We start from the raw sequence: 17,561 nt of genomic DNA on the forward strand, positions 1-17,561 counted from the left end.
GACGAACGGGTTTCGTCGCACGACGGACGATGACTTATCCACAGGCGACGCTGTCGAAGCAGATCGGCTCGCCGATTGCTGCGTTCGATAATGCGCCATCCCACATCACCCGATTTCCCCGAATCACCGTTCCAATAGGCTTGCCGGTGATCGACATGCCGGTGAACGGGGACCAGCCGCATTTCGATGCCAGCCAGCTATCGTCGATCGTCCATCGCGCCTTCCGGTCGACGATCGAGAAGTCGGCGTCATAGCCGAGCGCGATCCGCCCCTTGGTGCGCAGCCCGAACACACGTTGCGGACCGGCAGAGGTCAGTTCGATCAGATGCTGCAAGGTCAGCCGCCCCTCGGCGACATGGTTGAGCATCAGCGGCAGCAGCGTCTGCACGCCGGGCATGCCGCTCGGGCTGGCCGGATAGGTTTTTGCCTTCTCATCGCGCAGGTGCGGGGCGTGATCCGATCCCAGCACGTCGGGTACGCCCTGGCGCAGATAATCCCACAGTCCGTCGCGATGCGCGCCTGATCGGATCGGCGGATTCATCTGGGCGAAGGTGCCGAGCCGTGGATAGGCTTCCTCGCCGGCGAGCGTCAGATGCTGCGGGGTCACCTCGCAGGTCGCGATATCCTTGTTCTGCGCGATCAGCGCCAGTTCGGCCGGCGTGGTGATGTGGAGGATGTGGATGCGGCGTCCGGCCGCGCGCGCCAGCCGCAGGATCCGGGTGGTCGCGAGCAGCGCGCTTTCGTCGTCGCGCCACACCGGATGACTCGACGGATCGCCTTCGATCCGGAAACCCGCGCGCGCCTGCATCCGCGGTTCATCCTCGGCATGGATCGCCACCCGCCGCCGGCCGGAGGCGAGCACGCGCGCCAAAGGTTCGTCCTCGGCCACCAGCAGGTCGCCGGTCGATGCGCCCATGAAGATCTTCACGCCGGCGGTGCCGGGGATCATTTCGAGCTCGGCCAGATGATCGGCATTGGCGGCGGTCGCGCCGACATAGAAGGCATGATCGCACCACATCCGGTTCTTCGCGCGGGCGAGCTTGTCGGCGACGGCTTCGGCCGAATCGGTGTTGGGCTTGGTGTTCGGCATCTCGAACACTGCGGTCACGCCGCCAAGCACCGCCGCGCGGCTGCCCGATTCGAGATCTTCCTTCGGTTCGAGCCCGGGCTCGCGGAAATGGACCTGGCTGTCGATCACGCCGGGCAGGATATCGAGCCCGGTACAGTCGATCGTCTCGCCGGCATCGCCGGCTATGCCGATCCCGGCGATCTTGCCGTCGGTCACGCCGACGTTGGCCGCAACGGGGCCGCCCACCGTCCAGACGGTGCCGTTCTTCAGGATCAGATCATAAGTGGGCATGGCGGCTTTCCTTTTGTCTGTCGGCTTCCTACCTTCGCGCCATGGCTGACACCACCCTTATAGACCGCGCCGTCGTTCGATTGTCGGGCGCCGGCGTGCGCGACTTCGTGCAGGGCCTCGTGACCAACGACGTGCTGGGCGAACTGCCGGTATGGGCAGGGCTGCTGACGCCGCAGGGCAAGGCTCTGTTCGATTTCATCGTCTGGGCCGATGGTGACGATCTGCTTATCGATTGCGAGGCCGAACAGGCCGATGCTCTGGCCCGCCGGCTGTCGCTCTATCGGCTGCGCAAACCGATCGGGATCGTGCGCGATCCGGCGCTTGGCGTGCATTGGTCGATTGCTGCTGGCCAGGGCGTGCCCGATCCGCGGCTTGAGGCGCTCGGCCACCGCTGGATTGCGCCGCCAGATGGGCCGGCCGCAGGCTGGCTGGCGCACCGTCTGTCGCTCGGCGTACCCGAAGGGGTCGCCGAACTCGGATCGGACAAGACCTTGTGGCTGGAAACCAACGCCGATCTGCTGGGCGGCGTGAGCTTTTCGAAGGGCTGTTATGTCGGGCAGGAAAATACCGCGCGAATGAACTGGCGCAACAAGGTCAATCGGCGCCTGGTGGTGGTCCGGGCGACCGAGCCCACCGATCGCACCCGCGCCATCTACGCCGACCTGGCGCTTGCGGTTGAGCACCGCCGGGTCGACGCGTTGGGAGACGCGATCGTGCCGGGCTGGCTGGCGGAGGGGCTGGTCGCGGACGTGGAGTAGATTTCGGCCGCCATGGCGGCCGCAGTTGATCCCGAAGGCCGCTTGGAAGGCCTAGAGTCGAATTGCGGCGGCGCGCGATTTCATGTCCTGAACATAGGCGTTGAAAAACTCGCCGTCAGCTGTTCGGTTGCGCCAGGTACGCTCGTTGTCGCTCAGGACGAACTGGATGGTATGCGCATGATCGGGCGAGATTCCGGGATCGCTCCCGGTAGGGCCATGATTGAATATGACCTTATAGACAATGTCGCACTTTCCAGTGGGATTCGCGTTCATCTGCCATTGTTCGGCGATATTCGCATCGCATTTTGACTGAGCCGCGCTGTAAGACCCAACTCTTCTGAAATATTGACCGTCATCGAATACAAAATAATAATCGCCTAAATCGTAGTTCGTCCCGTAAACTCTCGCTCCTTTTTCCGGGTTTCCGCGGACCTTGGAGGAAATTTGATTGAGTATGTCGGAAATGCGCGGTTCGTCCGCGGGGTTGTTGTGGTAATATACCAGCCTGCGAACTCCGATGACCTGCGAACCGGAGGCCGGGGCACTGAAGTAAACGATGACGGTATCTTGGATCGGTGAATTCCCCGTCCCCATCCGATCCATCGAAAGGCTGATATCGCTCACATATGCGGATTCTTTGGGAGCGATCGTACCGGTGGAATCCTGATATATCGTCATGCGTTCTTGCGGAGGATATTTGACCCGGAACTTCGCCAACTTCGCCCTTGCTTCCAGGAGTGTATCGCCAAGCTCGATTCCGAGAATATCTACCTTCGCGTCCGGTGGCAGGTTCGCCCTCTTCGGCATGTTAAGCGTCTGTCGCCATTGAAAAACCGGAGCTCCGGGACCGGCACGGCCCGCGCCGGGGAACGCCAGCACGGAAAGCGCAAATCCTGCGGCCAGTGCGTACCGGTTCATACAGTGCCCTTCTACTGTTCAAGCGCGACAACTACGATAGTTTCCGGAGAATATTCCAGATCGTTCGACAGAGTAATATCGATCCAATGGCTGATGCAATTCAAGAATCACGGACGACTTATACTATTTCTGAAACGGCCGACCGTCGGGTCGCGCTCACTTGTTCCCGATCCGGCGGACAGCAAATCAAGCCTCGGATCCTCGCGCTAGCCGATCTTCGAGATCAGTGCCTGCGCGGCTGCGGGGGCGCGCTCCTTCGCGCCGTTAATCATGAACAGGAATATCTCGCGCGATTCCGCTGCTGCCGCCTTCGGGCCGAGATAATCGAAGCCCTCCGGCGCATGGCCTGCCCGCCAGCTCCGCACCGCATCTGCCCAGCGATCGAGTGCGGCGTCGTCATAGCCGGTCGGGATATCGGGCTGCGCATCCTGCAACCGCGCATAAACGAAGTCGGCCGACAGATCGGCGATCGTCGGATAGCCGGCATGATCGGCGAACACGATCGCGACTTTATGCTGGCGCGCCAGTTCGACGAACTCGGCGCAGACGAAGCTCTCGTGCCGCACCTCGATGGCGTGGCGCAGCGCGATACCGCCCTGCTTGGCCGGCAGTAGCGACAGGAAGGCGCCGAAATCGTCGGGATCGAAGCGCTTGGTGGGCATGAATTGCCACAATATCGGACCCAGCTTGTCGCCCAGTTCGGTCAGGCCCTGCGCCAGAAACTTGCCGATCGATTCGCCAGCTTCGCCCAGCACCTTGCGATTGGTGCAGAATCGCGAGGCCTTGACCGAGAAGACGAAGCCGTCCGGCACCGCTTTCGCCCATTTGGCGAAGCTGTCGGCGCTTTGCGTGCGATAATAGGTGCCGTTGATCTCGATCGCGGTGACATGGGTGGCCGCAAATTCGAGTTCGCGCGCCTGCGGCAGGCTCTTTGGATAGAAATTGTCGCGCCACGGCTCATAGGTCCAGCCGCCGATGCCGATGTGAACGCCTGACCCGCTCATATCCCCTCTCCGTCAGAAGCTTGCGCCGTCGACCTTCGCGATTTCCAGAGCGTCGAGATCGATCGTTTCCACGCAGCGCAGGTTCACGGCATACATGCGCGAGCCGTTCGGCCCCTTTCCGTGTGCGAACGCCTCGGTGCCGCAGGTCGTGCAAAACTGGTGCTCGATATTATGCCGGTTGAACAAATAGGTCGCCAGATTGCCCTGCCCCTTGTCGAGGGTGAATTGCTCCGGCGCGAAAAAGGTGAGCAGAAAGCCCTTTCGGCGGCAATGCGAGCAGTTGCACGACATGGCCTTGCTTGGCGGATCTGCATCGATCGTGAATGCGACCGCCCCGCAATGGCAACTACCGGAAAATGGCATGGGCCGGTCCTTCGAGAATATTCGCCAGATCTGTTCCTTTTATGTTCAATTCCGGGCCATGCAAGCATCGATCGGCAGGATGAGGCGCGATCAAATTGCGGATCGGCACCCGTCCATTCTATAGCGACGCGGGGCAAGGCAGGATCGGTGCATGGGTGATAGCGTAAAACTGCACGAAAGCTGGAAAGCGCCGCTCGCGGGCGAGTTCGCCAGCCCGTATATGGCGGCGCTCAGAAATTTCCTGCTGACCGAGAAGGCGGCGGGCAAAAGGATTTTTCCGGCCGGCAGCGAGTGGTTTCGGTCGCTCGATCTGACGCCGCTGGACAAGGTGCGGGTCGTGATCCTCGGGCAGGACCCTTATCATGGCCCGGGCCAGGCGCATGGCCTGTGCTTCAGCGTGCGCCCCGGCGTGCCGCCGCCGCCGTCGCTGGTCAACATCTACAAGGAATTGCACAGCGATCTGGGGTTGCCGCGGCCGACGCACGGTTTTCTCGAACATTGGGCGCGCCAGGGCGTGCTGCTGCTCAATAGCGTGCTGACGGTCGAGCAGAGCCTGGCGGCCTCGCACCGCGACAAGGGGTGGGAACGGTTTACCGATGCGGTGATCGCCGAGATCAATCGCAAGGCCGATCCGGTCGTCTTTTTGCTGTGGGGCAGCTATGCGCAGAAGAAGGCCGCGAAGGTCGACAGCATCGATCGCGGCGGCCATCATCTGGTACTCAAGGCGCCGCATCCGTCGCCCTTGTCCGCGCATAACGGCTTTTTCGGCTGCCGCCATTTTTCCAAGACCAACGATTTTCTGACGGCCAGGGGCCTGCCGCCGATCGATTGGACATTACCGGCCATCGCCCCACAGGATAGCAACAACCCCCATGTCTCATAAATATGTGTTGACCCTGTCATGCCCCGATCGGCCCGGGCTGGTTGCGGCTGTTGCCGGATTTCTTGCCGAAAACGACGGGAATATCGTCGATTCGCAGCAGTATAACGATGCCGGAAGCGGGCAGTTCTTCATGCGGATCGGGTTCGATCTGATCGAACCGGCGATCGGCCTGGAGGCGGTGAGGACGCGCTTCGAGCCGCTGGCCGCGCGGTATGCGATGACGTGGCAGATGCGCGATACGGCCGAGCGCCGGCGCGTCGCCTTGCTGGTGTCGCGCTTCGATCATTGCCTTGCCGATCTGCTCTATCGGATGCGGATCGGCGAGCTGCCGATGGACGTGGTGGCGATCATCTCGAATCACCCGCGCGAGGCGCTGACCCACAGCGCGATCGGCGATATTCCGTTTCACCATCTGCCGGTCACGAAGGAAACGAAGCCGCAACAGGAGGCCGCGATCAAGCGGATCATCGCCGCGTCCGGCGCCGAACTGGTCGTGCTCGCGCGCTATATGCAGATATTGTCCGACGATCTCGCCGGTTGGCTGTCGGGGCGCTGCATCAATATCCACCACAGCTTTCTGCCGGGCTTCAAGGGGGCCAAGCCCTATCACCAGGCGCATGATCGCGGGGTCAAGATGATCGGCGCGACGGCCCATTATGTGACGGCCGATCTCGATGAGGGGCCGATCATCCATCAGGATGTCGAGCCGATCAGCCATGCAGACACGCCCGACGATCTGGTGCGCAAGGGCCGCGACATCGAACGCCGCGTGCTGGCCGGCGCCGTCCAGTTTCATCTTGAGGATCGGGTGCTGCTGAACGGTGCGAAGACGGTGGTGTTCAAGACCTGATCGACGGCGCGGCCTTGTCATCGGACTGTATCAGCACGATATGGCACCTGTGAACCTGATATCGATCCTCATCGGCCTCGTCGCCTTGCCCTGCGCGTTGGTGGCGTTCGTGCCGCTGCTGGGCTGGATGTACTGGTTCGTCATCCCTGTCGCCATGCTTGGCCTGGCTTTTGGCGTGTTGTCGAACAGCACCGGCGGTCGCAACCTCAATCTGGTCGTGATCGTGGTCGGCGTGTTTCGCCTTATGATCGGGCACGGCATATTCTGAGCGGGCGACCGTGATGCACAGCGGCGCATCACGTGCGACCAGATCGAACGATCAGCGTGGCGATCACGACCACAATGGCCAAAACCGGCCGAAATCCGACAAAATTCTACCCGAATAGCAAAGAACATAGCCGCCTGGTGGCGACATGGTGTGTATTCGTGACATTCAGGAACAACGTTTTCTGCAATGGATTGCAGTAATGTTTGAACTTGCCCGCAAATTTGATGGCTTTCTGCCAAATTTGAATCGGAATGCCTCATCACCTTGGACATTATAGGCGAGATTTAGACTTTCTTAAGTCTTTCCTCTTATCAAGCGCCAGACTCGATCTGTTTTCTGGTCAACAGTTGCTTCCCTGTAATGGCTCCCCGGTAGAAGGTGAGGTGCGGAACGCGGATGATCGACATTCCTGGCATTCTTGTCGGTCTCGCGGGCCTTTTTGCTGTCGTTGCGGCGGTGTTGTGGGCATTTCCGTCGCTCATCGACGACATCGAGATCGCGGTGCTTCCGTCGCGTGGGGAACTGATCGCGGGTACGACGATGCTCTGCACGCTCATGATATTCGGCGCGGCGACGCTGACGATGGGGAAAACGTCGACCCATTCGCAAGAGGCCGGCAAACATTCTCCCGCTGCGGGAGCCCATCCCTTGTCATGGCTGTCAGCGTCGCGATCGAGCGACGATCCCGCCGCGGCCGCCATGGAACAGAAGATGGCGGAGAATGAGAAGAAGGATGTGACGACGCTCGGCACCGTGCTGTCGGTGACGCAGAAATGCCGGGCAACGACTGGCAATGTTGCCGAGTTGCTGCAGCAGGGCCGACCGGACGCGTCGCTCGTCCAGCATATCGCCAGTCAGGCAAGCCGGAATTGCCAGTCTGACCGCCAGAGCCTGTCCGCCTTGTTCATGCCGCAACTGGCCAGCGAAATCTGCGGCAAGGTGATATCGGCCAACGAATCGCTCGATCGGGCGGCATTGAATGCGGCGAACGACGTTGCGCGTCTCGGCGGCGGTCAGGTTGCCGGCTTCCTGCAATCCATAAGCGATGCCGAATCGAACTGTGGACTGGCACTCAAGTCCTGACGGCGCCGATCAAACCCGAAAAGCTCAGCCCGCCAGACTGGCGAGCACCTCCCTCAAAGACGCCACCGCGCCGAACACCCCGCCCTGCATCGTCACCATCCGGAGCGCCGCCTCATGATTGGCGGGATCGGTCGCGCCGCAACAATCGCCGACGATCAGGCATTCGAATCCGCGATCATTGGCCTCGCGCATCGTCGTGCTCACGCAGACGTCGGTGGTGATGCCGGTCAGGATCAGGTTGCGGATGCCGCGGGTGCGCAGGATCAGTTCGAGGTCGGTTGCGCAGAACGATCCCTTGCCGGGTTTGTCGATGATCACCTCGCCGGGTAGCGGCGCCAGATCGGGGATGATGTCCCAGCCGGGTTCGCCGCGCACCAGGATCCGCCCGCACGGCCCCGGATCGCCGATGCCGGCACCGATCCGGCGCGATCGCCAGCGCTTGTTGGCGGGCAGGTCGCTCAGATCGGGCCGATGCCCCTCGCGCGTATGGATGACGGGGTAGCCGCCCGCGCGCATCGCCGCCAGCAGCCGCCGGATCGGCTCGATCGGCGCGCGGGTGAGCGCCAGGTCATAGCCCATCGTATCGACATAGCCTCCCACCCCGCAAAAGTCGGTCTGCATGTCGATGATGATCAGCGCGGTATCGGCCGGATCGGGCGGCCCGTCATAGGGCCAGTGATAAGGTGCCGAACTGACCTGTCTTGCCGCCATCGCTTTTCCCCCCGCGATCGTCTTGCACCGCAGCATAAGGTGCGAATCGGGCGAGATGAAAGGGGGTTTTCGACGTATATCCGTGATTGCATCCGGGACTCAAAACCAACCCGCAATGTCCCGTCAATCCCGGCGAAAGAAGTGAGGGGCTCGTATATTTACCACTGGCCTTCCCTTTCCGAGGCAACGCTTGCCCGAGCCATCCGCCTCATCAAGGCGACCTTCCGTGATGATATACTTGGAGGTCTCCCAATCGCGGAGGCCCAAGTCATGGCGATCTTTCTCGACATGGACCTGTCGATCCTGGGCGCGTCCGAGGCTGCGTTCGACGCCTACGAAGCTGGCGTTCGCCACGAATATCGCGACGTGCCTGACGCGGCCTTGCGTGCGGGCCGCTCGCAGATACTGCAGAGCGTTCTCGCGCGGGATCGCCTTTACATGTCGGCGTGGGGCCGGAACCGCTTCGAGGCGAAAGCTCGGAAGAACCTTCAGCGCTCGATGGCGGCGTTGGCGTAGATGGATCCGGCCCCCGCGGATTACTCCGCCGCAGCCGGCAGGTAAATCTCGCTCCCCTTCGCCTTGAACACCTCGCTCATCGCCTTCATGCCTTCTTCGGCGGCAATGAAGCTGTCGGCCGGGGCGTTCTGCTTGGAGGCAAACTCCCGCACTTCCTGCGTAATCTTCATCGAGCAGAATTTCGGCCCGCACATCGAACAGAAATGCGCTACCTTGGCGCCCTCGGCCGGCAAGGTCTGGTCGTGATATTGCTCGGCGGTGTCGGGATCGAGCGACAGGTTGAACTGGTCGCGCCAGCGGAATTCGAAGCGGGCGCGGCTGAGGGCATCGTCGCGGAGTTTCGCGGCGGGGTGGCCCTTGGCGAGATCGGCGGCGTGGGCGGCGAGCTTGTAGGTGACGACGCCGACTTTCACGTCGTCGCGATCGGGCAGACCCAGATGCTCCTTCGGCGTCACGTAGCAGAGCATCGCGGTGCCGAACCAGCCGATCATCGCCGCACCGATCGCCGAGGTGATATGATCGTAACCCGGCGCGATATCGGTGGTGAGCGGCCCCAAGGTGTAGAAGGGGGCCTCGCCGCACGCCTTGAGCTGCTTGTCCATGTTCGCCTTGATCTTGTGCATCGGCACATGGCCGGGGCCTTCGATCATCACCTGCACGTCATGCTTCCACGCGATTTGCGTCAGTTCGCCCAAAGTCGCGAGTTCGCTGAACTGGGCTTCGTCATTGGCGTCGGCGATCGAACCGGGGCGCAGGCCGTCGCCCAGCGAGAAAGCGACGTCATAGGCCTTCATGATCTCGCAGATTTCCTCGAAGCGCTCGTAGAGGAAGCTCTCCTTATGATGCGCGAGGCACCATTTCGCCATGATCGATCCGCCGCGGCTGACGATGCCGGTGACCCTCTTGGCGGTCATCGGGATATAAGGCAGCCGCACGCCGGCATGGATCGTGAAATAATCGACGCCCTGCTCGGCTTGCTCGATCAAGGTATCGCGGAAGATTTCCCAGGTCAGGTCTTCGGCGACGCCGTTGACCTTCTCGAGCGCCTGATAGATCGGCACCGTGCCGATCGGCACCGGCGAATTGCGCATGATCCATTCGCGGGTGTCGTGGATGTTGCGGCCGGTGCTGAGGTCCATCACCGTGTCCGCGCCCCAGCGGATCGACCAGACCAGCTTGTCGACCTCGTTCGCGACATCGGAGGCGACCGCACTATTGCCGATATTGGCGTTGATCTTGACCAGGAAGTTGCGGCCGATCGCCATCGGCTCGGCTTCGGGATGGTTGATGTTCGACGGGATGATCGCCCGGCCGCGCGCGACTTCCTGCCGCACGAATTCGGCGGTGACGAAATCGGGGATCTCGGCGCCGAAATCCTCGCCGTCGCGGATCAATTTGTCCTTGAGTGCGGCGCGGCCGACATTTTCGCGGATCGCGACATATTCCATCTCGGGGGTGATGATGCCGCGGCGGGCATAATGCATCTGGCTGACATTCTGGCCGGCCTTGGCGCGCAGCGGGCGCTTGACCACGTTCGGGAACGGCGTGACGCCGCCCGAGCGGTCCGGGCCCTTCAGGCCATTATCCTCGGGCTTCACGCCGCGACCGTCATAGTCCTCGACGTCGCCTCGGCCCAGGATCCACTGCTGGCGGAGCTGAGGCAGCCCGGTCATGATGTCGATCTTCGCTTTGGCGTCGGTATAGGGCCCCGAACAGTCATAGACGCGCAACGGCGGTTCGCCGCAGGAGGGCTCGAGCGCGATCTCGCGCATCGCCACCCGGATCGGCTTGCCGGTGCAATCGATCGGCCCCTCGACATGGATCTTGCGCGATCCACGGATCGGTCCGGTCGTGACCTTCATCTCAGTACGGGCGGGGATATCGGCCATGCTCTCACTCCTATAGTTCGGAGGGTGTGAGGGGGCTTGCCCACCAGTTTCCAGAACCGGCTGCTTTACCCGCTCCCTCCGCCGGTACGATCCGGATCAGGTTCAGCGGGTCGCGGGCATTTCAGCACCGCCTCTCAGCCATCGGCTCCCCGGGGATGGGGCATATGTAGCGGGGGATCCGAGGAGAGGGAAGGCCCTGTGAGGCGCGAACGCGTGCTCGCCTCCTTTAGGGGGCGAGGGCTTTTGTGCGCAAACCACACTGCCGATTCCGCAACTTCGCAAATTAGCCTAATGCCCATTATGACTGGCGCCCTGCCGACGCGCGGCTATATTCGCCGGATGACCCCGACAGGGACGTGCGATCTGGCGATTATCGGTGGCGGGCTGGCCGGCGGCCTGATCGCGTTGGCGGCGCAGCGCGCGCATCCGGATCGCCATATCCTGCTGATCGAGGCGCGACCGGCGCTGGGCGGCAATCATCTCTGGTCGTTCGCCGAAAGCGATATCGGCAAGGCCGATCGGGCCCTGCTCGCGCCGTTGATCAGCTTTGGATGGCGCAGCTACTCGATCGTCATGCCGTCCTGGCAGCGCGAGATCGCCGACCCGTTCTACAGTATCCGTTCGGACCGGTTCGATACGGCGCTCCGCCAGATAATGCCGGCCGGCGCGATTATTTGCGGTCGCTCGGCGGTATCGGTGACGCCGGTCTCGGTCGAACTCGACGACGGGCAGCATATCGATGCGGGGGGCGTGATCGATGCGCGCGGCGGCGCCGCTCTGGCGCTGCTCGATCCGGCATGGCGCAAATTCGTCGGCTATGAGCTGCAACTCGCCGGTCCGCACAGCGTGCGCCGCGCCCGACTGATCGAAATTGCCGATGGCGACAGCGACATACTCGGCTTCCAGACGATGTTGCCGCTGGAAGCCGACCGATTGTTCGTCGAGGATGTGCGCTACGAACCGGATCCGGGCCTGGACCTCGCCGAACATGCGCGGCGCATTTTCAATCTCGCCGCGAAGTTCGGCTGGCGGATCACCGATTCGGCGCGCGGCCACGCCGGGGTGATCCCGATCGTGATGGGCGGCGATTTTGAAGCCTATTGGCAATCGGGCGGAGACGGTGTCGCCAAGGCCGGTGTGCGCGCAGGGCTGTTTCATCCGGTCACCGGCGGTTCGCTCGGGGATGCTGTGCGGGTCGCGCAGCTGGTGGCGTCGCTCGGCGATTGGTCGGGGCCGGCGCTGCACAAGGCGCTGCACGATCATGCCGCAAAGTGCTGGGCGCGGCGCGATTTCTACCGCCGTTTTGCCCGTCGGATGATGCGCGAGATGGCTCCGGGCGAGCAATATCGCTTGTTCGAGGCCTTATATAAAAGCGATACCGATGTTATCGGCCGGTTCCACGGCATGCGGCTCAGCCTGGTCGATCGGCTGGCGCTGAGCACCGGCGACGGGCCGATGCCATTGTCGGCGCTGTTGCCGGGCGGGGGCGGATAATCGATGCGAAACCTGTGCGTATTTTGCGGATCGAGCCGAGGTTTTTCGCCGATCCATGCCGATGCCGCGCAGGCGATGGGCGCGGCGCTGGCCGGGGCGGGGATCGGCCTTGTCTATGGCGGCGGTGCGGTGGGACTGATGGGGACCGTCGCGGACAGTGTGATGGCGGCCGGGGGCAAGGCGATCGGGGTGATACCGAAGGCGCTTGCCGACCTCGAAGTCGCGCATCGCGGACTCAGCGAACTGCACATCGTCGGATCAATGCATGAACGCAAGGCGATGATGGCCGATCGGTCGGATGGCTTCATCGCCATGGCCGGCGGCATCGGCACCTTGGAGGAGCTGTTCGAAATCTGGACCTGGGGCCAGCTCGGCGATCACCGCAAGCCGATCGCGATGCTCAATATCGAAGGCTTCTACGATCCGTTGCTCGCCTTCCTCGATGGTGTCGTGGCCGCGGGCTTCTTTCGGGCGCAGCACCGGGCGATGATCCTGGTCGATGATGCACCGCTGCCGTTGATCGCGAAGATGCGGGATTATGCGGCGCCGGATCTGGGGAAGTGGATCAAGCCGGCCGAGCGGTGACCGAAACCCCTCCCCGGAACGGGGAGGGGCGTATGTCCGCATCATGCCGGGGGCATGATGCGGAAGGAGCCGGCTGCGCAGCAGCCGTGGGCCGAAGGCGTGGTGGAGGGGCGGGCGCAACGCTCGAAGAAGCCCCTCCACCATCCTGCGGATGGTCCCCCACCCCTGGAAAGCCACAGGAGGAATTTAGAAACGTTCATCCGCGCGAAAGCTAGGCGCGCGCAAAAGCGCGTCCATGCGATCCAAACAGCATCGGCTGATCATGGCCCTGACAAAGTGCCTGCCCAATCTTGCGCTGATCGGCGCACTGGTCTTGTCCGCCTGCGCCACGGTCTCGCCCGAGGCGCGGGTGCGGACCAAGCTGATCGAGGCGGGGGTGAAACCGCGCGTGGCGGGCTGCATGGCGGAACGGATGGTCGATCGCCTGTCGCTCCCTCAGCTCAGGAAGCTCCAGTCGCTCGCCAATCTGCCCCGGCGGGCCAATGCGGATGATGGCGACATCAGTATCGACGAGGTGGCGCATCGCCTGCGGGCGCTCGATGACCCCGTCATCGTCTCGGTCGTGCTGCGCGCTGGCATCGGCTGCACGATCGCGAGCTGAACGGCATCCGCCGGAAGCGGGAAACGGCCTCCAAAAATTTCGCATCTTCGCTGCTGGTGCGAACATGGGGTTCCCAAGTCGCCACCATTATGCTTTAGCCCGGCGGATTTTTTCGGACTCGGGATCGGGCAATCATGAACATCCACGAATATCAGGCCAAGGAATTGCTGGCGAAGTTCGGTGTGGCGATACCGGCGGGCTTTGCCGCGCTGACGGTCGACGAAGCCGTCGCAGCGGCCGGCAAGCTGCCGGGACCGATCTATGTCGTTAAATCGCAGATTCATGCGGGCGGCCGCGGCAAGGGCAAGTTCAAGGAACTGCCGGCCGATGCCAAGGGCGGTGTCCGCCTCTCGAAGTCGATCGAGGAAGTTCGCGCCAACGCCACCGACATGCTGGGCAATACGCTGGTCACGATCCAGACCGGCGAAGCCGGCAAGCAGGTCAACCGGCTCTACATCACCGACGGCGCCGATATTAAGTCCGAATATTATCTGTCGATGCTCGTCGATCGCAAGACCGGCCGCATCGCGATGATCGTATCGACCGAGGGCGGCATGGACATCGAAGAGGTCGCGCATTCGACCCCGGAGAAGATCCGCACGATCACGATCGATCCGGCCGAAGGCTTCATGCCGCACCATGGCCGCGCGGTCGCTTTCGCGCTCAAGCTGTCGGGCGACCTCAACAAGCAGGCGGCGAAGCTTGCCGAGCAGCTCTATAACGCCTTCATCGCCACCGACATGGCGATGCTCGAGGTGAATCCGCTGGTCGAAACCACCGACGGCAAGATCCTGGTGCTCGATGCGAAGGTCAGCTTCGATCCGAACGCGCTCTATCGCCACCCCGATATCTTCGCGCTGCGCGACGAGAGCGAGGAGGATGCGAGCGAGATCGAGGCGTCCAAATATGATCTCGCCTACATCAAGCTCGACGGCAATATCGGCTGCATGGTCAACGGCGCCGGCCTTGCCATGGCAACGATGGACATCATCAAGCTCAACGGCGAATTCCCGGCCAACTTCCTCGATGTCGGCGGCGGCGCCGACAAGGCTAAGGTGACGGCGGCGTTCAAGCTGATCCTCAGCGATCCGGCGGTGAAGGGAATTCTCGTCAACATCTTCGGCGGCATCATGCGCTGCGACATCATCGCCGAGGGCATTGTCGCGGCCGCCAAGGAAGTGAATTTGACGGTGCCGCTGGTCGTCCGTCTCGAAGGTACCAACGTCCAACTGGGCAAGGATATCCTCGCCGGTTCCGGTTTGCCGATCGTTTCGGCCGACGATCTCGGCGACGCGGCGGTCAAGATTGTTGCCCAGGTGCGGCAAGCCGCCTGAGTTCATGCTTTTTGCGTCATTCCCTGCCGGGGCGTGAGCCCATAAGGGTCAGGTTCGAGGTTCTGGGTGCCGGCCGTGGCCGGCATGACGGTTTTGGAAGAGGAAAGCGAAGATGAAAATCCTCGTCCCCGTGAAGCGGGTGATCGATTATAATGTGAAGCCCCGGGTCAAGATGGACGGCACCGGCGTCGATCTGGCCAACGTCAAGATGTCGATGAACCCGTTCGACGAGATCGCGGTCGAAGAAGCGATCCGCCTGAAGGAAAAGGGCATCGCCACCGAGATCATCGCCGTATCGATCGGCGAGCAGAAGGCGCAGGAAACGCTGCGCACCGCGCTGGCGATGGGCGCGGATCGCGCGATCCTGATCGTCAGCCCGACCGAAGTCGAGCCGCTCGGCGTTGCCAAGCTGCTCGCCAAGATCGTCGAGGAAGAGGCCCCGGGCCTCGTCATCCTCGGCAAGCAGGCGATCGATGACGACAGCAACCAGACCGGCCAGATGCTGGCGGCGTTGACCGGGCGCCCGCAGGGCACCTTCGCGTCGAAGCTGGAGGTCGAAGGCGACACGATCAAGGTCACGCGCGAAGTCGATGGTGGTCTGGAAACGATCAGCCTGTCGATGCCGGCGATCATCACCACCGATTTGCGGCTCAACGAGCCGCGTTATGCCTCGCTGCCGAACATCATGAAGGCGAAATCGAAGCCGATGGCGCAGAAGACGCCCGATGATTATGGCGTCGATATCACCCCGCGTCTGAAGACGCTCAAGGTCTCCGAGCCGCCGAAGCGCGTCGCCGGCATCAAGGTTGCCGATGTCGATGAACTGGTGGCCAAACTCAAGGCGATGGGAGTAGGCGCATGAAGACGCTGGTTTGGGTCGAACATGAAAATGGCGCGATCAAGGATGCGACGCTCGCCGTCGTCACCGCCGCGTCGAAGATGGGCGAAGTCCATCTGCTGGTCGCCGGTTCGGGTGTCGCCGGTGTGGCGGATGCGGCCGCAAAGATCGCGGGCGTCGGCAAAGTCCATCTCGCCGATGATGCCGCCTTCGCCAATGCGCTGCCGGAAAACATCGCGCCGCTGGTCGTCGAATTGATGGGCCATCATGATGCGTTCCTCGCGCCGGCCAACGCCAATGGCAAGAATATCGCGCCGCGCGTCGCTGCGTTGCTCGATGTGATGCAGATCAGCGAGATTCTGTCGGTCGAAAGCGAAGATACGTTCACGCGCCCGACCTACGCGGGCAACGCGATCGCGACGGTTCAGTCGTCCGATACGAAGAAGGTGATCACGGTCCGCGGTACGTCATTCGCCAAGGCCGCGGCCGAAGGCGGTACGGGCACGGTGGAAGCCGTCGCATCGACCGGCGACAAGGGGCTCTCGTCCTTCGTCGGCGCGGAAATTTCCAAGTCGGAGCGTCCGGAGCTCACCTCGGCCAAGATCATCGTCTCGGGTGGCCGCGCGCTGCAGAACAGTGAGAATTTCCACGCGATCATCGAGCCGTTGGCGGACAAGCTCGGCGCGGGCGTCGGCGCGAGCCGCGCGGCGGTCGATGCCGGCTATGTGCCGAACGAATATCAGGTCGGCCAGACGGGCAAGATCGTCGCGCCCGAGGTCTATATCGCGGTCGGCATTTCCGGCGCGATCCAGCATCTGGCTGGCATGAAGGATTCGAAGACCATCATCGCCATCAACAAGGATGAGGACGCGCCGATTTTCCAGGTCGCGGATATCGGCCTGGTCGGCGATCTGTTCAAGATCGTGCCGGAACTGACGTCGAAGCTCTGATCATGTGATGCGCCACGGGCCCTCCAGGGCCGGGCGCGAATCCGTTGAACGTCCGCGAGCGGCAGGCGATGATAGATGGTCATCGCCTGCCTTCGTGCGTCTATCGCGCAGCGGCGGCCCTCCTTGCCAGGCTCCGATGCCCCAAATCGGCGCAAATAGGTGCGTTACAGCCTCAAAAGTGGCATTCGAGGGGACTGCCCGGGCTTTCTTTTGGCGGCGGGACGTGGGATCATCTTCCAACGCCGGGGATTACCATCGGCGCAGGAGAAGGAGGCCGATATGACAATCGCGGCGATACTCCGGGGACGCGAGAGCGATAAAGTCGTCAGCGTCGATCCCGACATGCCTGTAAAGGACGTCATCGCACTTCTGGCAGACAAGAGGATCGGCGCCGTGCCGGTCACCGAGGGCGGCCGGGTCGTGGGCATCATGTCTGAACGCGACGTGATCTACAGGCTGCGCAGCGACGGCGCGGCCTTTCTCGAATGGCCGGTGCATAAGGCGATGACCTCTCCGGTGATCAGCGTACCCAGCGACACATCCCTGCTATCGGCGCTCGCCATGATGACGCGGCGCCGGATCCGGCATCTTCCCGTGATCGATGGCGGAGCGGTGGTCGGGTTCGTTTCGATCGGCGATCTCGTCAAGGCGCGGATCGAGCGGATTGAAAGTGAGGCTGAGGCGATGCGGGAATATATCCAGACCGCCTGATTGTCTTCGGAAGCCGGGCCGGCCGGTCCGGCGGCCTGTCCCGCAGGAGGGCATGCAGGGATGATGCGCAGTTGCCTGCCGAAGGCTTGATGCGCGCAGCAGACGGACTGGGTCGCGTCATCTGCATCGGGCGCGAAAGCTCAGGCTGCGAATCGGCCTGTTTTGAGAAAAGCGGCCGTTTTCCGGGGTTTGAGGGCGACTGATTCGCAATTTCGAATCAGTCCGGGCATCGGGATCGACTGCCGGGCTGGTTGTGGCACCGCGGTATGGAACGAAAATATCCCGGAAAATAAGGCTCGTTTAAGGATGTGACATTTTTCTGAAAAAAGGCTGTTGACGGTCCGGGGTGACCCGCCTAGAGCCCTTTTCACCGGCGGCGGTGAGTTGGATTTCCCGGTTCGCTTCCGCGCCTCTGCAGATCGTTAGAGCGATCAGCCCTTGAACG

The 17,561-nt window shown here is 62.5% G+C and carries 19 protein-coding genes and 1 riboswitch; of the genes, 13 read left to right on the plus strand and 6 right to left on the minus strand.

The window, feature by feature from the left end; genetic code table 11:
- Positions 1-34 precede the first annotated feature (34 nt).
- The gene (locus tag BLS13_RS04485) at positions 35-1,360 is read right to left on the minus strand and encodes a dihydroorotase (RefSeq protein ID WP_093450085.1); all 1,326 of its coding nucleotides are present in this window, start codon (positions 1,358-1,360) and stop codon (positions 35-37) included.
- A gap of 41 nt (positions 1,361-1,401) precedes the next feature.
- Between BLS13_RS04485 and BLS13_RS04490 the strand changes: the two genes are divergently transcribed.
- Positions 1,402-2,118, plus strand: a complete 717-nt coding sequence (locus BLS13_RS04490; RefSeq protein ID WP_093450086.1) for a CAF17-like 4Fe-4S cluster assembly/insertion protein YgfZ — start codon at positions 1,402-1,404, stop codon at positions 2,116-2,118.
- 51 nt (positions 2,119-2,169) lie between these two features.
- Here BLS13_RS04490 and BLS13_RS04495 read toward each other — a convergent pair whose 3' ends face one another.
- The 3 genes from BLS13_RS04495 to BLS13_RS04505 form a co-directional block, all read right to left on the minus strand.
- A complete protein-coding gene (locus tag BLS13_RS04495; RefSeq protein WP_143011861.1) occupies positions 2,170-3,036 on the minus strand; it encodes a glycogen/starch/alpha-glucan phosphorylase in 867 nt (288 codons plus the stop codon).
- A 206-nt stretch (positions 3,037-3,242) separates the two neighbouring features.
- A complete protein-coding gene (locus BLS13_RS04500; RefSeq protein ID WP_093450089.1) occupies positions 3,243-4,040 on the minus strand; it encodes a DUF72 domain-containing protein in 798 nt (265 codons plus the stop codon).
- Positions 4,041-4,052: 12 nt separating this feature from the next.
- Entirely contained in the window at positions 4,053-4,403 is a 351-nt protein-coding gene (locus BLS13_RS04505; protein ID WP_093450091.1) for a GFA family protein, read from the minus strand.
- 151 nt (positions 4,404-4,554) lie between these two features.
- On the opposite strand from BLS13_RS04505, the gene ung reads away from it, so the two are divergent.
- The 4 genes from ung (at position 4,555) to BLS13_RS04525 (ending at position 7,487) form a co-directional block, all read left to right on the plus strand.
- The gene (ung, locus tag BLS13_RS04510; RefSeq protein ID WP_093450092.1) at positions 4,555-5,286 is read left to right on the plus strand and encodes a uracil-DNA glycosylase; all 732 of its coding nucleotides are present in this window, start codon (positions 4,555-4,557) and stop codon (positions 5,284-5,286) included.
- Positions 5,276-6,136, plus strand: coding sequence for a formyltetrahydrofolate deformylase (purU, locus tag BLS13_RS04515; protein WP_093450094.1), 861 nt, complete (start codon positions 5,276-5,278; stop codon positions 6,134-6,136). Before ung ends, purU begins: the two co-directional genes overlap by 11 nt.
- Before the next feature lie 40 nt (positions 6,137-6,176).
- Positions 6,177-6,404: a hypothetical protein gene (locus BLS13_RS04520; protein WP_093450095.1), complete on the plus strand. Its 228-nt coding sequence runs from the start codon at positions 6,177-6,179 to the stop codon at positions 6,402-6,404.
- Positions 6,405-6,800: 396 nt separating this feature from the next.
- Positions 6,801-7,487, plus strand: coding sequence for a hypothetical protein (locus BLS13_RS04525; RefSeq protein WP_093450097.1), 687 nt, complete (start codon positions 6,801-6,803; stop codon positions 7,485-7,487).
- A gap of 24 nt (positions 7,488-7,511) precedes the next feature.
- Here BLS13_RS04525 and BLS13_RS04530 read toward each other — a convergent pair whose 3' ends face one another.
- A complete protein-coding gene (locus tag BLS13_RS04530; protein WP_093450187.1) occupies positions 7,512-8,198 on the minus strand; it encodes a biuret amidohydrolase in 687 nt (228 codons plus the stop codon).
- Between the two features lie 270 nt (positions 8,199-8,468).
- Between BLS13_RS04530 and BLS13_RS04535 the strand changes: the two genes are divergently transcribed.
- Positions 8,469-8,714, plus strand: a complete 246-nt coding sequence (locus BLS13_RS04535) for a hypothetical protein (protein ID WP_143011862.1) — start codon at positions 8,469-8,471, stop codon at positions 8,712-8,714.
- Positions 8,715-8,734: 20 nt separating this feature from the next.
- Here BLS13_RS04535 and thiC read toward each other — a convergent pair whose 3' ends face one another.
- Positions 8,735-10,603 (minus strand): phosphomethylpyrimidine synthase ThiC, encoded by a 1,869-nt coding sequence (gene thiC, locus BLS13_RS04540; RefSeq protein ID WP_093450100.1) that lies wholly within the window; start codon positions 10,601-10,603, stop codon positions 8,735-8,737.
- Between the two features lie 55 nt (positions 10,604-10,658).
- Positions 10,659-10,765, minus strand: a riboswitch (TPP riboswitch).
- Positions 10,766-10,903: 138 nt separating this feature from the next.
- On the opposite strand from thiC, the gene crtY reads away from it, so the two are divergent.
- From crtY to BLS13_RS04575, 7 genes are all read left to right on the plus strand, one after another.
- Complete coding sequence (gene crtY / locus BLS13_RS04545) at positions 10,904-12,097, plus strand: lycopene beta-cyclase CrtY (protein ID WP_256325701.1); 1,194 nt, start codon at positions 10,904-10,906, stop codon at positions 12,095-12,097.
- Between the two features lie 3 nt (positions 12,098-12,100).
- Entirely contained in the window at positions 12,101-12,682 is a 582-nt protein-coding gene (locus BLS13_RS04550; RefSeq protein WP_093450102.1) for an LOG family protein, read from the plus strand.
- A 262-nt stretch (positions 12,683-12,944) separates the two neighbouring features.
- Positions 12,945-13,283, plus strand: a complete 339-nt coding sequence (locus BLS13_RS04555; RefSeq protein WP_093450190.1) for a hypothetical protein — start codon at positions 12,945-12,947, stop codon at positions 13,281-13,283.
- Positions 13,284-13,417: 134 nt separating this feature from the next.
- Positions 13,418-14,617 carry an ADP-forming succinate--CoA ligase subunit beta gene (sucC, locus tag BLS13_RS04560; RefSeq protein WP_093450103.1) on the plus strand — a complete coding sequence of 400 codons (1,200 nt, stop codon included), beginning with the start codon at positions 13,418-13,420 and terminating at the stop codon, positions 14,615-14,617.
- Positions 14,618-14,729: 112 nt separating this feature from the next.
- On the plus strand, positions 14,730-15,479 hold the full coding sequence (locus tag BLS13_RS04565) for an electron transfer flavoprotein subunit beta/FixA family protein (RefSeq protein ID WP_093450105.1): 750 nt from the start codon (positions 14,730-14,732) through the stop codon (positions 15,477-15,479).
- Positions 15,476-16,405: an electron transfer flavoprotein subunit alpha/FixB family protein gene (locus BLS13_RS04570; RefSeq protein ID WP_093450107.1), complete on the plus strand. Its 930-nt coding sequence runs from the start codon at positions 15,476-15,478 to the stop codon at positions 16,403-16,405. Before BLS13_RS04565 ends, BLS13_RS04570 begins: the two co-directional genes overlap by 4 nt.
- A gap of 279 nt (positions 16,406-16,684) precedes the next feature.
- The gene (locus BLS13_RS04575) at positions 16,685-17,116 is read left to right on the plus strand and encodes a CBS domain-containing protein (RefSeq protein ID WP_093450108.1); all 432 of its coding nucleotides are present in this window, start codon (positions 16,685-16,687) and stop codon (positions 17,114-17,116) included.
- Positions 17,117-17,561: the final 445 nt, after the last annotated feature.

This window comes from Sphingomonas sp. YR710, from assembly GCF_900101455.1.
GTDB lineage: Bacteria > Pseudomonadota > Alphaproteobacteria > Sphingomonadales > Sphingomonadaceae > Rhizorhabdus.

Excerpts from the sequence above, each read along its gene's own strand:
- BLS13_RS04500 (WP_093450089.1), bottom strand. The coding sequence starts at position 4,040 with ATGAGCGGGTCAGGCGTTCACATCGGCATCGGCGGCTGGACCTATGAG.
- purU (WP_093450094.1), top strand. The coding sequence starts at position 5,276 with ATGTCTCATAAATATGTGTTGACCCTGTCATGCCCCGATCGGCCCGGG.
- BLS13_RS04555 (WP_093450190.1), top strand. The coding sequence starts at position 12,945 with ATGGCCCTGACAAAGTGCCTGCCCAATCTTGCGCTGATCGGCGCACTG.
- BLS13_RS04520 (WP_093450095.1), top strand. The coding sequence starts at position 6,177 with ATGGCACCTGTGAACCTGATATCGATCCTCATCGGCCTCGTCGCCTTG.
- crtY (WP_256325701.1), top strand. The coding sequence starts at position 10,904 with ATGACTGGCGCCCTGCCGACGCGCGGCTATATTCGCCGGATGACCCCG.
- BLS13_RS04570 (WP_093450107.1), top strand. The coding sequence starts at position 15,476 with ATGAAGACGCTGGTTTGGGTCGAACATGAAAATGGCGCGATCAAGGAT.
- BLS13_RS04575 (WP_093450108.1), top strand. The coding sequence starts at position 16,685 with ATGACAATCGCGGCGATACTCCGGGGACGCGAGAGCGATAAAGTCGTC.
- BLS13_RS04565 (WP_093450105.1), top strand. The coding sequence starts at position 14,730 with ATGAAAATCCTCGTCCCCGTGAAGCGGGTGATCGATTATAATGTGAAG.
- BLS13_RS04535 (WP_143011862.1), top strand. The coding sequence starts at position 8,469 with ATGGCGATCTTTCTCGACATGGACCTGTCGATCCTGGGCGCGTCCGAG.
- BLS13_RS04485 (WP_093450085.1), bottom strand. The coding sequence starts at position 1,360 with ATGCCCACTTATGATCTGATCCTGAAGAACGGCACCGTCTGGACGGTG.
- sucC (WP_093450103.1), top strand. The coding sequence starts at position 13,418 with ATGAACATCCACGAATATCAGGCCAAGGAATTGCTGGCGAAGTTCGGT.
- BLS13_RS04495 (WP_143011861.1), bottom strand. The coding sequence starts at position 3,036 with ATGAACCGGTACGCACTGGCCGCAGGATTTGCGCTTTCCGTGCTGGCG.
- BLS13_RS04550 (WP_093450102.1), top strand. The coding sequence starts at position 12,101 with ATGCGAAACCTGTGCGTATTTTGCGGATCGAGCCGAGGTTTTTCGCCG.
- ung (WP_093450092.1), top strand. The coding sequence starts at position 4,555 with ATGGGTGATAGCGTAAAACTGCACGAAAGCTGGAAAGCGCCGCTCGCG.
- BLS13_RS04525 (WP_093450097.1), top strand. The coding sequence starts at position 6,801 with ATGATCGACATTCCTGGCATTCTTGTCGGTCTCGCGGGCCTTTTTGCT.
- BLS13_RS04490 (WP_093450086.1), top strand. The coding sequence starts at position 1,402 with ATGGCTGACACCACCCTTATAGACCGCGCCGTCGTTCGATTGTCGGGC.
- BLS13_RS04530 (WP_093450187.1), bottom strand. The coding sequence starts at position 8,198 with ATGGCGGCAAGACAGGTCAGTTCGGCACCTTATCACTGGCCCTATGAC.
- BLS13_RS04505 (WP_093450091.1), bottom strand. The coding sequence starts at position 4,403 with ATGCCATTTTCCGGTAGTTGCCATTGCGGGGCGGTCGCATTCACGATC.
- thiC (WP_093450100.1), bottom strand. The coding sequence starts at position 10,603 with ATGGCCGATATCCCCGCCCGTACTGAGATGAAGGTCACGACCGGACCG.